Raw genomic sequence first — 14,520 nt, 5'->3', positions numbered from 1 at the left:
TCATCGGGCCGTCACATCTCACCGTGCGCAGCGGTGCGCGGTGCGCACGGACAACGTGGGCGCAACCGCAGGTCACGGCCGTGTTCAGGACGGGGCGGTGACCCATGTCCCCGCCGAGGGCCTATGCTGGGCGGGCAGCTGGTTCGCGTGCGCGGTGGAAGAGTCGGAGCCCCGACCTCCCGCGTAGGCGTCGAAACCCGGGTGCGGATCATGTTCCGCACCGGGTGAGAGGGAACCCGGTGAGAATCCGGGACTGTCCCGCAGCGGTGAGCAGGAACGACCGCCGTCATCAGCACTGGGCTGCACGCCTGGGAAGCGACGGCCAGTAGGTCGGTCGATCACACGACCGGTGCCCGCGAGTCCGAAGACCTGCCGACTGTGCCGGATACGCCGTATCCGGCGGCCACCGCCTCGTGGATCGGGCGCGCGGACCACCGATACCGACCTGTCGTGTTCTCTCGCGACTCTGTCGGCCGTGTGGCGTGTGCCCGCGAAAAGGCGGCGGCTCTCCCCGCACGACACTGGAGAATCTCCGTGACTGTTTCGCATACCCCCTTCACCGCAACGGTTCTCGGCCTACCGCGAGTGGGCCCGAACCGGGAACTCAAGCGCGCCACCGAGTCCTACTGGGCGGGCCGCGCCGATGCCGCGCACCTGCACGCGGTCGGCCGGCAGCTCCGTCGCGCCCAGCTCACCGAACTCGCCGCGGCCGGAATGGATTCGGTGCCGGTGGGCACCTTCTCCTACTACGACCAGATGCTCGACACCGCGGAACTGCTGGGCGCACTGCCGGCGCGGGTCGCCGGAATCGCCGATCCGCTCGACCGCTATTTCGCGGCCGCGCGCGGCACCGACACGATCGCTCCGCTGGAGATGACCAAGTGGTTCGACACCAACTACCACTACCTGGTGCCCGAAATCGACGCGGCCACCACCTTTTCCCTGCATCCGGGCAAGCTGCTGACCGAACTCGACGAGGCGATCGAGCTGGGGGTCCCCGCACGGCCGGTGGTGATCGGTCCGATCACCTTCCTGAAGCTGGCCAAAGCCGTCGACGGCGCCGCACTGAAGCGGCTGCCCGAGCTGGTGCCGCTGTATCTCGACCTGCTGGCCCGGCTGGCGGACGCGGGCGCGCGGTGGGTACAGATCGATGAGCCGGTGCTGGTCACCGACCTGACCGAGGCGGAGCTCGCCCTGGTCGGCCAGACCTACAGCGCGTTGTCGGCCGCGCAGAACCGGCCCGCGATCCTGGTCGCCACCTACTTCGGGCACCCCGATGCCGCCCTGGCGGTGCTGGCCGACACCGAGATCGAGGGTGTCGCCCTCGATGTCACCGCGGGCGCCGATCTCTCGGCGGTCGCGGCGTTGCCCACCCTGTCCCGCAAACTGGTGGTGGCGGGTGTGGTCGACGGCCGCAATATCTGGCGCGCCGACCTCGACGCTGCCCTCGGCACCCTGGGCACCCTGCTCGGCAGCGCCGACGCGGTGGCCGTATCGAGCTCGTGCTCGCTGCTGCACGTGCCGTATTCGCTGACTCCCGAGACCGGGCTGGACGAGCGGCTGCGCTCGTGGCTGGCCTTCGGCACCGAGAAGGTCGGCGAGGTGCGCGTCCTGGCCACCGCACTCACCGCGGGCGTCGACGCGGTCGCCGACGAGTTGGCCGCGGCCCGCGCCGCCGCCGACTCACGCCGGACCGATCCGCGGCTGCACAACGACCAGGTCCGCGGCCGGTTGGCCGCGCTCGACGAGAACGACCTGACCCGCTCCCCCGCCGACGAGCGTCGCGCCCGCCAGCGCGATCACCTCGACCTGCCGGTGCTGCCGACCACCACCATCGGCTCCTACCCGCAGACCTCGACCATCCGGCTGGCCCGTGCCGCGCTGCGCAAGGGCGAGATCGACCAGGCCGAGTACGTGCGGCGGATGCGGGCCGAGATCGCCGACGTGATCACCCTGCAGGAAGAGCTCGGTCTCGACGTGCTGGTGCACGGTGAACCCGAACGCAACGACATGGTGCAGTACTTCGCCGAACTGCTCGACGGTTTCGCCGTCACCGAGGCGGGCTGGGTGCAGTCCTACGGCACCCGCTGCGTGCGTCCGCCGATCCTGTTCGGCGATGTCACCCGGCCCGCGGCGATGACGCTGTCGTGGATCGGATACGCCCAGTCGCTGACCACCAAGCCGGTCAAGGGCATGCTCACCGGCCCGGTGACCATCCTGGCGTGGTCGTTCGTCCGCGACGACCAGCCGCTGGGTGACTCGGCCCGCCAAGTCGCGCTCGCCATCCGGGACGAGACGCTCGACCTGGAAGCCCAGGGCGCGCGGATCATCCAGGTCGACGAGCCCGCCCTGCGCGAGCTGCTGCCGCTGCGCGCGGCCGAACAGCCTGCGTACCTGCGGTGGTCGGTGGACTCGTTCCGCCTCGCCACCGCGGGCGTCGCCGACACCACCCAGGTGCACACCCACCTGTGCTACTCGGAGTTCGGCGAGGTCATCTCGGCGATCGCGGGCCTGGACGCCGATGTCACCTCGATCGAGGCGGCGCGCTCGCACATGGAGGTCCTCGACGATCTGAACGCGGCCGGGTTCGCGCTCGGTGTCGGGCCTGGCGTCTACGACATCCACTCGCCGCGGGTGCCGTCGGTCGAGGAGATCACGATCTCCCTGTCCGCGGCGCTGAAAGCCGTTCCGGCCGAACGACTCTGGGTGAATCCGGACTGCGGCCTGAAGACCCGCGGACCGGTGGAGGTCGAGGCGTCGCTACGCAATCTGGTGACGGCCGCCGCGGCGCTGCGCTGACCGACGGGAGCTGAGCACCGCGACGGTGAGCGGCACACAGACCACTGCCCCGGACGGAGATTTCCGTCCGAGGCAGTGGTTCGGTTCAGCTCGCCCTGGCGACCGGAACCGCACGCTGGGCCACGCCGCGATACTCCGACAGCGGCCGGATCAGCGCGTTGGCGGCCGACTGCTCGGCGATGTGCGCGGTCCAGCCGGTGATCCGGCTCATCACGAAGATCGGCGTGAACATCTCGATGTCGAAGCCCATCAGGTAGTAGGCAGGCCCTGCCGGAAAGTCGAGATTCGGCGCTATGCCGGTTTTCTCGGCCATCGCGGCGGCGAGTTCGTCGTACATGCGGACCCACTGCTGTCCCCCGGTCACCGCCGCGACCTCGTCGAGGGCCGCCTTCATCGTCGGCACCCTGGAGTCGCCGTTGCGGTACACGCGATGCCCGAAGCCCATCACTTTGCGCTTGGCGCCCAGGGTTTCGGCGATCCATGCCTGCGCGTGCGCGGGATCGGCGATCTCGAGCATCGTGTGCATCACCGCCTCGTTGGCGCCGCCGTGCAATCGTCCCTTCAGGGCGCCGATCGCCGCCGTGATGGCGCTGTAGGAGTCCGAGCCGGTGGAGGTCACCACGCGAGCGGCGAAGGTCGACGCGTTGAATCCGTGCTCGGCGTAGAGGATCAGCGAGATCTCGAACGCGCGCACGATCCGCGGATCCGGTACCGCACCGAAGCACATGTACAGGAAGTTCTCGGCGAAACCGAGCTGGGAGTGCGGTGCGATCGGGTCGAGCCCCCGGCGCCTGCGCATCGCCGTCGCGATCACCGTCGGCAGCAGCGCGGTCAATCGCAGTGCGCCGTCGAGCCTTTCGCGCTCGCTCGTACTCTCGGAGGCCGCGTCCTCGGTGCCGAGGTAGCTCACGACCGTACGGACCGCGTCCATCGGGTGGCAGGTCTGCGGCATCTTCTCCAGCAGGGCGAGCACCGACCGGTCGATCCGGCGCTGGGCGCGTTCACGCTGGCAGAGCAGTTGCAGCTGACCGTCGTCGGGGAGTTCGCCGTACCACAGCAGGTAGGCGACCTCCTCGAAACCGCAGCGCGCGGCCAGGTCCTGGACCGGGTAGCCACGGTAGGTCAGCGAGTTGGTCTCGGCGACGACCTTGGAAATGCTCGTCGTGTCGACCACCACCCCGGCCAAGCCCTTGGCGATGGCGGGTTGTGTTGTGTGTCCACTGGTCATGGCGTCACTCACCCACTGTGAAGTCGAAGATGCCGGAGTCGAATGCGTTGTAGTGCCGGTAGCCGAGCAGTTCGTAGAGCCGAGACCGGTGCTGCATCCGGTCCAGCAGCGCCGATTGTGTTCCAGCCGTCGCTATCTCGCGCAGGCCGTCTTCGATCGCGCCCATCGCCAGGCGCAGCGTGGTGACCGGATAGATCACCGCGTTGTAGCCGAGATCGGTCAATGTCCGCGCGCTCAGCAGCGGCGTCTTACCGAATTCGGTCATGTTCGCCAGCAGCGGGACAGCCACGGCGGCACGGAACTTCGCGAACTCGGCCTCCTCGGCCAGCGCCTCGGTGAAGATCAAATCCGCGCCCGCGTCGACGTAGGCTCGTGCCCGCTCGATCGCCGCGTCGAGACCCTCGATCGCGCGTGCGTCGGTGCGGGCACAGATCACGAAGTCCGGATCGCGGCGCACCGCCACGGCGGCCCGGATGCGGCGCACCATCTCGGCGGTGTCGACGACCGCCTTGCCGTCGAGATGTCCGCAGCGTTTCGGGTTGACCTGGTCCTCCAGATGGCAGCCTGCCAGGCCCGCGTCCTCCAGGAGGGTCACGGTGCGGGCGGCGTTCATCGGTTCACCGAAGCCGGTGTCGGCGTCGATGAGGACGGGCAGATCGGTGGCGCGGGCGATCTGGCGGCCACGCTCGACGACCTCGGTGAGCGTGGTCAGGCCGATATCGGGCAGTGCCAGCTCGGCCGAGATCACCGCGCCCGACACGTAGACGCCGTCGAATCCGATCTCCTGAATCAGTGTGGCCACCAGCGGGTTCACCGCTCCTGGCAGCCGCTGCAGGCGACCTGAGGCCAGCCCGGCGCGGAAACTCGCCCGCTTCTGCGCGGCAGTGGTGTGCGCGGCGAGCAGTCCGGAAACAGTCATCAGAACAGTCCGTCCCGTGCGGCGGGCAGCCGGTCGAACAGCGCGGGGTCGACGGTGAAGCTCAGCTGATCGAGCTCGCCTGCGCCGAGTTCCGGTGTGCGCTGGGCGGCATCGAGGAAACGGTCCTGCTCGGCGGGCAGCACGACACCGTCGGCGAGGACGCGGAACTTCTCGATGTACTGTTCGCGCGCGAACGGCCGCGCGCCCAGTGGATGCGCGTCGGCGACCGCGAGTTCGTCGACGATCACCTCGCCGTCGTCGAGAGTCACCACGGCACGGGCGCCGAAGGCCTTCTCGGCCGGATCGGTCGCGTGATAGCGGCGCGTCCACTCGGGATCCTCGACCGTGGAGATCTTGCGCCACAGCGCCACCGTGTCGGGTCGCTGGGCGCGCTCGGGCGCGTAGGAGCGCTCGTGATGCCAGGTCCCGTCCTGGAGGGCGACCGCGAAGATATAGGGGAGCGAGTGGTCGAGGGTCTCGCGGCTGGCGTGCGGATCGAACTTCTGCGGGTCGCCGGATCCGGTGCCGATCACGTAGTGCGTGTGGTGGCTGGTGTGCAGCACGATCGAGGCGATGCGGGCGGTGTCGGTGATCCGCTCGCGCAGTCGGCGGGCGAGGTCGATCGGGGCCTGGCTCTGATATTCGGCGGAGTGTTGCTTGGTGTAGCTGTCGAGAATGGCGCGCTTGGCCGCGCCCGGAGTCGGCAGCGGCACCTGGTATTCGGCATCGGTGCCGCCGAGCAACCAGGCGATCACACCGTCGGCGCCCTCCCAGATGGGTGCGGGCGCGCCTTCACCACGCATCGCCCGGTCGACCGCCTCGACGGCCATCTTCCCGGCGAACGCGGGGGCATAGGCCTTCCAGCTGGAGATCTCGCCCTTGCGGGACTGCCGCGTGGCGGTCGTGGTGTGCACTGCTTGGCCGACGGCCTGATAGATGGTCTCGGCGTCGAGGCCGAGCAGCGTGCCGATGCCCGCGGCGGCCGACGGGCCGAGGTGAGCGACGTGGTCGATCTTGTGTTCGTGCAGGCAGATCGCGCGCACCAGGTCGATCTGGATCTCGTAGCCGGTGGCGAGCCCGCGGATCAGCTCGGCGCCGGACCGGCCCAGGTGCTGGGCGACGGCCAGAATCGGCGCGATGTTGTCGCCCGGATGCGAGTACTCCGCCGCGAGGAACGTGTCATGGAAGTCGAGCTCGCGCACCGCGACCCCGTTCGCCCACGCCGCCCACTCGGGTGAAAATCGCTGCCCGCCGGGCAGTCCGAAGACAGTGGCCCCGTGGCGTGGCGAGGCGGCGGACAGTGGATGGGCCGCCGCCTGCGCGCGGGCGGTGCGGACCGGACCGCGCAGGACCGACGCCGCGGCCACGGCGGCGTTGTCGATGATGCGATTGACGATCATGTCGGCGACCTCGCCGGTCACCGCCACCGGATCGGTGGCCACCTCGGCGATCAGCGTGGCCAGATGCTGTGACCGCGGAAAGTCCTCGGCGGCCCCGACGCTGCGAACGATATGGGTTTTCATTGCCATGGTTCGCACGCTACGCACTGGATCTATCGCTGGATATGGGCTGAACAAGCGTATTTTTGCGTGCAATGGACGACAAATCAGCAACTATTGCGAAGATCGGCGATCATCGCCGGATCGGTGATACCGAAGCGCTATGGTTGATTCTCCCGGCAACCACGCAGAGAACGCGCGGGCGGCCCTCGGCGATAATGCGGTCGCCGCACGCGAGCCCGCCTCTGCCGCCGAGCGCGACTTCGCATGTTACGCACGGGTAGACACAGGTAAAATCCCTTGCGGGACTGGACTTCTCCCGAGGCATTCGCCACTTTGAGCAAACATTGCGAACAGGTCGCGTTAGGATCTGCGACGTGCGGAAGATGTACGCGGGGGCCAGGCTACGAAGGCTGCGCGAAGAACGGCGGATGACCCAGGCAGCGCTCGCGAAGTCGTTGGACCTCTCACCCAGCTATCTCAATCAGCTCGAGCGTGATCAGCGCCCGCTGACCATTCCTGTTCTGCTGAAACTCAACTCGACCTTCGATCTGGACGTGCAGTTCTTCGCCGCCGACTCCGACGCGCGCCTGGTCTCGGACCTGCACGAGGTACTGGTGGAAGCCGCGGGCGGCGGCGACACCGCCCCGATCACCGAGGTCGAGGAACTGGCGACCCGGCTGCCCGAGGTGGCGCGCATCGTCATCGCGATGCACCGGCGGTTGCGCGCGGCGACCGACCAGCTCGACCTGCTGTCCTCGCGCGTCGACACACCGGCCGGCGCGCCGGGCACCCCCATGCCGTACGAGGACGTGCGCGACTTCTTCTACGACCACCGCAACCACATCTCGACCCTCGACCATGCCGCCGAGCAACTGTTCGAGGAATCCGGTCTGAGCATCGGCTCGCTGGATCGTCAGCTGGCCAGGATCGCCGAGGAACGCGCCGGCGTCACGGTGCTGGTCCGCGGCGACGGCGCCGACCCGGCCATCCCGAAACGCCACTACGACCCCGACACCCGAACCCTCACCCTGGCCAGGCGACTGCGCCCCGGGCAGCGCGCCTTCCAGATCGCGACCACCCTCGGCCTGCTGCTCTACGGCCGCGAGATCGACAACGTGCTCGCCGAATCCCGGGCGCTCACCGGCGAATCGCGCACCCTGGCCAGGGTCGGGCTGGCCAACTACTTCGCCGGCGCGCTGATCCTGCCCTACGGCCGGTTCCTGCGCTCGGCCGAGGAATTGCGCTACGACGTCGACCTGCTCGCACTGCGGTTCGAAGTCGGCTTCGAGACGGTCTGCCATCGGCTCAGCACCCTGCAGCGGCAGGGTCAGCGCGGCGTGCCGTTCTTCCTGGTGCGTACCGATCGGGCCGGCAATATCTCGAAACGCCAGTCCGCCACCGCGTTCCACTTCTCCCGGGTGGGCGGCAGTTGCCCGCTGTGGGTCACCCACGAGGCGTTCGCGCACCCCGGACGCATCCTCACGCAGATCTCGGAGATGCCCGACGGGCGCCGGTACCTGTGGATCGCGCGCACCACCCCCGCCGCCGCGCAGGGGTTCGGGGCGGCGTCGAAGAACTTCGTCATCGGGCTCGGCTGCGACATCGAATACGCCGACCGGCTGGTGTATTCGCAGGGGCTGCAGCTCGACGATCCGCAGGTGGCGGTGCCGATCGGGGCCGGGTGCAAGGTGTGCGAGCGTCCGTCGTGCCCGCAGCGCGCGTTCCCGCAGATCGGGCGGCCACTGTCGGTGACCGAACACACCAGCACCGACCTGCCGTACCCGCGCCTACCTCGCTGACATCGCGGGGGTCAGGACTTGGCGAGGTATTCGATGCGTTCGCCGTCGACGGCGGCGTGCATCATGCCCGCCAAGCCCGGATGATGCACCAGACCCGGGTCCTCGGCGACGACCTGGCGGGCGAGTTCCTGTGCGGCGGTGATCACCTCGAGGTCGTCGAGCAGCGAGAGCAACCGCAACGACCGGGCGGTACCGGACTGCGCCGAACCGAGGACGTCACCTTCGCGACGCTGGCGCAGGTCGAGCACCGAGAGTTCGAAGCCGTCGGTCGTCGCCGCCACCGCCTCCAGCCGCGCCATCGCTGTCCCGCCCGGCGCGGCATCGGTGACCAGCAGGCACAGGCCCGGGTGCTTGCCTCGGCCGATGCGACCGCGCAGCTGGTGCAGCTGACTCACCCCGAACCGGTCGGCGTCGACGATCACCATGACGGTCGCGTTCGGCACGTCGACACCGACCTCGACGACCGTGGTGCAGACCAGCACGTCGATGGCGCCGTCGTTGAATTGGCGCATCACGTGGTCTTTTTCATCGGACGGCAGCCTGCCGTGCAGCAGGCCGACGCGTACACCGGCGAGCGGACCGGCGCTCAGCGTCTCGTACATCTCCACCGCGGCCGCGGTGGTCGGGCCTTCCTTTTCCGCCTTCTTCCCCTTGGCCGGTGGCGCGTCGGGATCCTCGCCGATGCGCGAACAGACGACATAGGCCTGCCTGCCCTGGCCGACCTCCTCGACGATGCGCTCCCAGGCACGATCCACCCAGCCCGGGTGCAGTTTGCGCGGAACAACTTTCGACACGATCGGTGAGCGCCCCTTGGGCAGCTGGGTGAGCGTGGAGGTTTCGAGATCGCCGAGTGTCGTCATCGCGATGGTGCGCGGGATCGGGGTGGCGGTCATCACCAGCAGGTGCGGGCTGATGCCGTCTTTCGCCTTGGCGCGCAACGCGTCTCGCTGTTCGACACCGAAGCGGTGTTGTTCGTCGACCACCACGAGGCCGAGGTCGTAGAACTCGACGGCATCCTGGATCAGCGCGTGGGTACCGATGACGATGCCCGCCTCGCCGGTCATCGCGTCCAGCAATGCCGCCTTCTTCGCGGCCGTCGACATCGATCCGGTGAGCAGCACGACCTTCGTCGAGTTCTCCGCAGCGCCGAGTTCGCCCGCGTTGCCGAGGTCGCCGAGCATCGCCCGCAGCGACCGATAATGCTGGGCGGCCAGGACTTCGGTCGGCGCGAGCAGGGCGCATTGACGCCCCGAGTCCACGACTTGGAGCATGGCGTTCAGTGCCACGATCGTTTTGCCCGAACCCACCTCACCCTGCAGCAGGCGGTGCATCGGGCGGGTACGGGAGAGGTCTTCGGAGATCTCCGCGAGCACCTGCTGCTGGCCTTCGGTGAGCTCGAACGGCAAGCGCTCGTCGAAGGTGGCGGCGATACCGTCGGCCGAGGGCGGACAGGCGGGGGCGGTGCGGCCCTCCACCTCGTGGCGGCGTTCGGCCAGCACGAGCTGCAAGGCGAGCGCCTCATCGAAACGAAGCCTGTCCCTGGCCTTCTCGATATCCAGCTTGTGTTCAGGGAGGTGGATCAGGCGCAGCGCTTCCGAGAGCGCAAGCAGTTGGCGCTCCTCGCGCAGGTCGGCGGGCAGCGGGTCGTCGATGGGGTCGAGCTGGTCGAGTACCTGGCGAATGCAGGCCAGCAGGTCCCAGCTCTGGACCTTCGCGGTCGCCGGATACACGGGGACGAATTCGCGCTCGAAGAACGAGGCATCCACTCCGCCCGCGCCTTTCGCACTCTGCGCCAGCCCGCGCAGCGCGCCGCTACCGCGCACGGAGGTGAGTTCCTCCACGCCGGCTTCGGCCTTGTCGGGCAGGATCAGGTAGTCGGGGTGCGAGAGGTTCCAGCGGTCGGGACGCCACCAGTGCACGGTGCCCGACATCATCGCTCGCACACCTTCTTTCACCAGATATCGCACCTTGTCGCCGTTGAAGAAGGTGGCTTCCAGTGGACGCTGGGCGCCGGTGTCGAGCTGCACCTTCAGCAGGGAGCCGCGCCGGTTCTTCATCGGGCGCAGTTCGGTTTTCGTGATGCGACCGATGACGGTGATGTGCGCACCCTCCTCCGGCTCCTCCTCGGTGAGGGGCTGCCCCTGCGTGGCGTAGCGCACCGGATAGTGGCGCAGCAGATCCTCGACCGTGGACATGTCGAACGCCTCGGTCAGCCGGTCGGCCGCCTTGACGCCCAGCACATGGTCGAGCCGGTCACTCAACGTCGCCATCTACTCGACCCCTATCTGCACCAGATCCGCTTGCTGTCCACCGGAATACACCACCACCTCGACGCCGGGGAAACCGGCCGTCACATGCTCGGCGAGCACCTGCGCCAGCTCTGGCCCCGTATCGGCGCCCATCAGCAGGGTCACCAATTCCCCACCGAGACCGAGCATCCGGTCGAGCAGAATGCGTCCCGCGCCGACCACATCGGGGTCGATCACCACCACATCCTGGCCGACGAGCCCGAGTCCGTCACCGGGAGAACACATTCCGACCATCGTCAGGGCCCGCACCCGAGCAGCCCGCAGGGCACCCCAGCGCATGGTCGCCGCCGCCTCCGACATCGCGAACGCGTCATCCACCGCGATCCGCCCGCGATCGTGCACCGCCAGCGCCGCGAGACCCTGCACCATCGACGCGCTCGGCAGCAACAACACATCACGCGACCCGTCACGCGCGGCCACACCGACCGCGACGAGTTCCTGCGCGGGCAGGGCGCCGTTGGGCAGCACGAGCACCTCACGATGTGGCATCCGCCGAATCGCGGTCAGCAGAGTGCTCGTATCGACCTGCCGATCCCCGCGCAACACCACCGCCCCGGCATCTTCGAACAGGCGCGTGGCTGCAGCGCCTGCCACCACCGCCAGGACGCCGCGGTCCGCGAGGACACCGCGCGCGGCGGGATCGCCGAAGACGCGACCATCGCGAGCACCGCCGGTGACGGGAAAGACGTCTCCCTCCGCGGGACGCGACAGTCGATCACCGGCACCGCTCGCAACCTGCGCGCACACCGCGGAGTTGTCTCGCGCACCCGTCCCGCCCCGCGCGTGCCGCGCACCGAGCCGGTCGGCGCCTCGCGCGTGGTGGCCGTGATCGTGATGGCCGGGCTCGTGGTGGCCGCTGTGCGGCGCGGTCACCGCGAAACTCTCGATTCGAATGCTCGTCACCGTGCCCACCGCGAGCCCGGCCTCGATCGCCGCCCCCGCGTCGCGGCAGTGCACATGAGCCGACCAGGTGCTGTCGCCGTCGCCGACCACCACCACCGAATCACCGAGAACGGCGAGTCGATCGCGCAGCCCACCCGCGGCGGTCTCGTCGGTGCCGGAGATCACGTACATGACCTCGAAGTGTGGATCAGCGTCCCGATCACGGTGATCATGGTCGTCGCGTATCCGCTGCTCCCGGCCGTCGGAAACGGCCTCCCCCTCGCCGTCGCGCGCAGGTTCGTGATCGATGTCACCGGACCCGCCGGGCAGAGTCGCTCCCCGCTCGTCGCCGTCGTCCGGCCGCCGGTGCGGCCCCTGGTCCGCGCGCTCGCCCCGCGTGTATCTGACTCGCGCGGGAGCCTCACCGCAGACTTCGGCCACGAGGCAATCGAGCAACACCAGCAGCCCACGCGCCCCCGCGTCGACGACTCCCGCCGCGCGCAGCACGCCCAGCTGGGTCGGAGTCCGGCTCAGTGCCCGCGCGGCACCTTCGGCGGCGGCACGGGCCACCTCTTCCAGGGAGGGTTCGGCGACCTCGGCGGCCGCGGCGGCGGCGCGGTCGAGGACCGTCAGGATCGTGCCCTCGACCGGGGCACTCAGTCCCGTGCGCACGAGCACGGCCGACCGCCGCAATGCCTCCTGCAGCCGCGCACCGGTCAACGGGCCTGCGACAACGGCCTCCGCGATCCCGCGCAGGACCTGCGACAGGATGATGCCCGAGTTTCCGCGCGCACCCGTGGTCGCGCCGCGGGCCAAGGCCTGGGCGACGAGGTGGGACGTGGCGTCCTGCGCGTCGAGCACGGCCCGCTCCGCCGTCGCGACCGCGGCGCGCATGGTGGCCAGGAGGTTGGTCCCGGTGTCGGCGTCGGCGATGGGGAACACGTTGAGCGCGTCGATCTCCGCGCGGCGTAGCTCCAGGTCGGTGCGGCAACCGCGGGCCCAGACCAGCAGATCGGGGCCGTCGAGAGACTCCCGCACGTGCGCCACCGCCACCTCGCTCCCCGTTCTGCGTACCCGCGCGCCGAGCACGCACGCCAGGTTAGCGGCAGCTACCGACCGGGGTACGCTGACCTCGGACGGGCCCTCAGCCGGGCTGTGCTCGGCAGGTCGACCGGGATACCCGGTTTGGAACTTCGAGGCCCGGCCCGCTAGTCTTGCAGGGTTGCTTTGTGCGGCCCACGTGGGTCTGCGCTGGCCGACGACAGTCGGCAAGGCATTTGACGACATCAGTTTCCGGTTCAGCGGGCATACGTGCGCCGCTGTCCGCTTATGACATGAAGGAGCTCGCGACATGGCTGCCGTTTGCGACGTCTGCGCCAAGGGCCCCGGTTTCGGGAAGTCGGTCTCGCACTCGCACCGGCGCACCAACCGTCGCTGGAACCCGAACATCCAGACCGTGCGTGCGCAGGTTGCCCCTGGCAACACCCGCCGGATGAACGTGTGCACCTCCTGCCTGAAGGCGGGCAAGGTCGTCCGCGGCTGATTTTCAGCCCGTACATTCTGCCGACAATGCCCCGGCACCCCTCGTGGGTGATCCGGGGCGTTGTCGTACAACGGCCCCGCGCCCTCGAACGAGCGCGCCGTGTCTGACTGGCGGATCGCGCCGCTCACGGCGAACCGGGTCACCGAACTCGCCGCGTGCCACATCGCCAGCTGGCGTGAGGCCTACGACACGCTCGTGCCCGCCCACATCCTCGACGGCTTCGACCTCGAACGCTCCGCGATCAATTGGGAACGTCGTCGTGCCGCGGGCACCCACCGTTTGCCGGTCGCGCTGGTCGGCGACCGCCTGATCGGTTTCGCCGCCGGGCGGGATCTGCCCGTACCGGGTCGACCGGCGGACCGGTGCCCGTCCACCGAGGCCGAACTCGAAGCGCTCTACGTCCGCAGTGCCTGGCACGGCACCGGCATCGCCGACGCCCTGATCGAGGCGGCGGCCCCCGGATCGCCGTGCACCCTCTGGGTCTTCGCCGACTATCCGCGCGCCCACGCCTTCTACCGCAGGCACGGCTTCACCGACACCGGCAACCGCCGCACCGACCCGTTCACCCTGCTGCCCGAACAATTGTGGCGACGCGAGCCGGGTTAATGTGACGCCATGAGTACCACCGAACCGGTCGCCGCCGCCGAGATCATCGACGGCGTGCTCCAGCTGACCATCGCCACCTCCGCCGCGGGCACCTCGATGGATTTCGACCTGATCAACGCGGGCACCGCGGCCCTGCGCGCCCTCGACCCGTCGGTCGGCGCGATCCTGCTCACCGGCGCGGGCGCGAACTTCTGCGCGGGCGGCAATGTCCGCAATTTCGCCGGGGCCGATGACCGCGGCGCCTACCTGCACCAGCTGGCCGACGAACTCCACGAGTTCGTCCGCGCGCTCGCGGCCGCCCCCGTTCCCGTGATCGCCGCGGTGCAGGGCTGGGCGGCGGGTGCGGGCATGAGCCTGGTTTGCGCCGCCGATATCGCGATCGGTGGGCCCTCGACGAAACTGCGCCCCGCCTACCCCGGCATCGGCCTGTCCCCCGACGGCGGCATGTCCTGGCTGCTCCCCCGGATCGTCGGCCTGGGCCGCGCCAGCGAGATCCTGCTCACCGACGCCGTCCTCGACGCCGACGAAGCCGTCCGCCTCGGCATCCTGAGCCGCACGGTCGCCGACGACGACATCCGCGCCGAAGCCCTCCGCCTGGCACAGACCTTCGTCAACGGCCCCCGCGCCACCTACTCGGCCATGAAAAAACTGCTGGCCCAGTCGCCCACAGCGATTCTGGACCAGCAGCTCGATGCCGAACGCGACAGCATCTCGGCCGCCGCGAACAGCGACACCGGCCGCGAAGGCGTCGACGCCTTCGTCGGCAAGCGCAAGCCGAACTACGTCGGCCTCACCTAGAAGCCACCAACTTCGACATAGAAGTCACCAACTCCCGCGACTGAACTGACCACCCCGGCGCGACCAACGCCACGCCGGGTGTCAGCCACCACGGGTTTTCGGCCGCCTCGCATCCGAAGGGCGAGACGGAACGCC

10 protein-coding genes and 1 riboswitch are annotated in these 14,520 nt (G+C 69.3%); of the genes, 5 read left to right on the top strand and 5 right to left on the bottom strand.

All coding sequences use genetic code 11. The annotated features are described in order from the left end of the window. Window positions 1–205 precede the first annotated feature (205 nt). Window positions 206–391: riboswitch (cobalamin riboswitch) on the top strand. Window positions 392–528: 137 nt separating this feature from the next. Next, entirely contained in the window at window positions 529–2,799 is a 2,271-nt protein-coding gene (metE, locus tag ACWDXS_RS11510; protein WP_449964774.1) for a 5-methyltetrahydropteroyltriglutamate--homocysteine S-methyltransferase, read from the top strand. An 85-nt stretch (window positions 2,800–2,884) separates the two neighbouring features. Here the strand turns inward: metE and ACWDXS_RS11505 are convergent, their stop codons facing one another. The 3 genes from ACWDXS_RS11505 to ACWDXS_RS11495 are packed head-to-tail and all read right to left on the bottom strand — an operon-like array spanning window position 2,885 to window position 6,469. Continuing rightward, window positions 2,885–4,027, bottom strand: coding sequence for a bifunctional 2-methylcitrate synthase/citrate synthase (locus ACWDXS_RS11505; protein ID WP_449964594.1), 1,143 nt, complete (start codon window positions 4,025–4,027; stop codon window positions 2,885–2,887). Between the two features lie 4 nt (window positions 4,028–4,031). Then, window positions 4,032–4,946: a methylisocitrate lyase gene (prpB, locus tag ACWDXS_RS11500; RefSeq protein WP_449964591.1), complete on the bottom strand. Its 915-nt coding sequence runs from the start codon at window positions 4,944–4,946 to the stop codon at window positions 4,032–4,034. Then, window positions 4,946–6,469, bottom strand: coding sequence for an MmgE/PrpD family protein (locus ACWDXS_RS11495; protein ID WP_449964771.1), 1,524 nt, complete (start codon window positions 6,467–6,469; stop codon window positions 4,946–4,948). The genes prpB and ACWDXS_RS11495 overlap by 1 nt, the downstream gene beginning before the upstream one ends. 353 nt (window positions 6,470–6,822) lie before the next feature. Between ACWDXS_RS11495 and ACWDXS_RS11490 the strand changes: the two genes are divergently transcribed. Beyond that, window positions 6,823–8,247 (top strand): short-chain fatty acyl-CoA regulator family protein, encoded by a 1,425-nt coding sequence (locus ACWDXS_RS11490; protein ID WP_378626319.1) that lies wholly within the window; start codon window positions 6,823–6,825, stop codon window positions 8,245–8,247. A gap of 11 nt (window positions 8,248–8,258) precedes the next feature. On the opposite strand, the gene recG is transcribed toward ACWDXS_RS11490, so the two are convergent. Continuing rightward, window positions 8,259–10,517: an ATP-dependent DNA helicase RecG gene (gene recG, locus ACWDXS_RS11485; RefSeq protein ID WP_378992128.1), complete on the bottom strand. Its 2,259-nt coding sequence runs from the start codon at window positions 10,515–10,517 to the stop codon at window positions 8,259–8,261. Continuing rightward, window positions 10,518–12,476 (bottom strand): DAK2 domain-containing protein, encoded by a 1,959-nt coding sequence (locus ACWDXS_RS11480; protein WP_449964587.1) that lies wholly within the window; start codon window positions 12,474–12,476, stop codon window positions 10,518–10,520. Window positions 12,477–12,789: 313 nt separating this feature from the next. Between ACWDXS_RS11480 and rpmB the strand changes: the two genes are divergently transcribed. The 3 genes from rpmB (at window position 12,790) to ACWDXS_RS11465 (ending at window position 14,385) form a co-directional block, all read left to right on the top strand. Further along, window positions 12,790–12,981 carry a 50S ribosomal protein L28 gene (gene rpmB / locus ACWDXS_RS11475; protein WP_011210730.1) on the top strand — a complete coding sequence of 64 codons (192 nt, stop codon included), beginning with the start codon at window positions 12,790–12,792 and terminating at the stop codon, window positions 12,979–12,981. Between the two features lie 99 nt (window positions 12,982–13,080). Next, window positions 13,081–13,587 carry a GNAT family N-acetyltransferase gene (locus tag ACWDXS_RS11470; protein WP_387442093.1) on the top strand — a complete coding sequence of 169 codons (507 nt, stop codon included), beginning with the start codon at window positions 13,081–13,083 and terminating at the stop codon, window positions 13,585–13,587. Window positions 13,588–13,596: 9 nt separating this feature from the next. After that, the gene (locus ACWDXS_RS11465; protein ID WP_378626314.1) at window positions 13,597–14,385 is read left to right on the top strand and encodes an enoyl-CoA hydratase/isomerase family protein; all 789 of its coding nucleotides are present in this window, start codon (window positions 13,597–13,599) and stop codon (window positions 14,383–14,385) included. Window positions 14,386–14,520 lie beyond the last annotated feature (135 nt).

This window comes from Nocardia sp. NPDC003183 (assembly GCF_053590715.1).
This window is presented reverse-complemented; position numbering and strand designations above follow the sequence as displayed.

What these genes read in the sequence shown, in the direction of transcription:
- ACWDXS_RS11505 (WP_449964594.1), bottom strand. Translation starts at nt 4,027, where the DNA reads ATGACCAGTGGACACACAACACAACCCGCCATCGCCAAGGGCTTGGCC.
- prpB (WP_449964591.1), bottom strand. Translation starts at nt 4,946, where the DNA reads ATGACTGTTTCCGGACTGCTCGCCGCGCACACCACTGCCGCGCAGAAG.
- ACWDXS_RS11495 (WP_449964771.1), bottom strand. Translation starts at nt 6,469, where the DNA reads ATGAAAACCCATATCGTTCGCAGCGTCGGGGCCGCCGAGGACTTTCCG.
- recG (WP_378992128.1), bottom strand. Translation starts at nt 10,517, where the DNA reads ATGGCGACGTTGAGTGACCGGCTCGACCATGTGCTGGGCGTCAAGGCG.
- rpmB (WP_011210730.1), top strand. Translation starts at nt 12,790, where the DNA reads ATGGCTGCCGTTTGCGACGTCTGCGCCAAGGGCCCCGGTTTCGGGAAG.
- ACWDXS_RS11465 (WP_378626314.1), top strand. Translation starts at nt 13,597, where the DNA reads ATGAGTACCACCGAACCGGTCGCCGCCGCCGAGATCATCGACGGCGTG.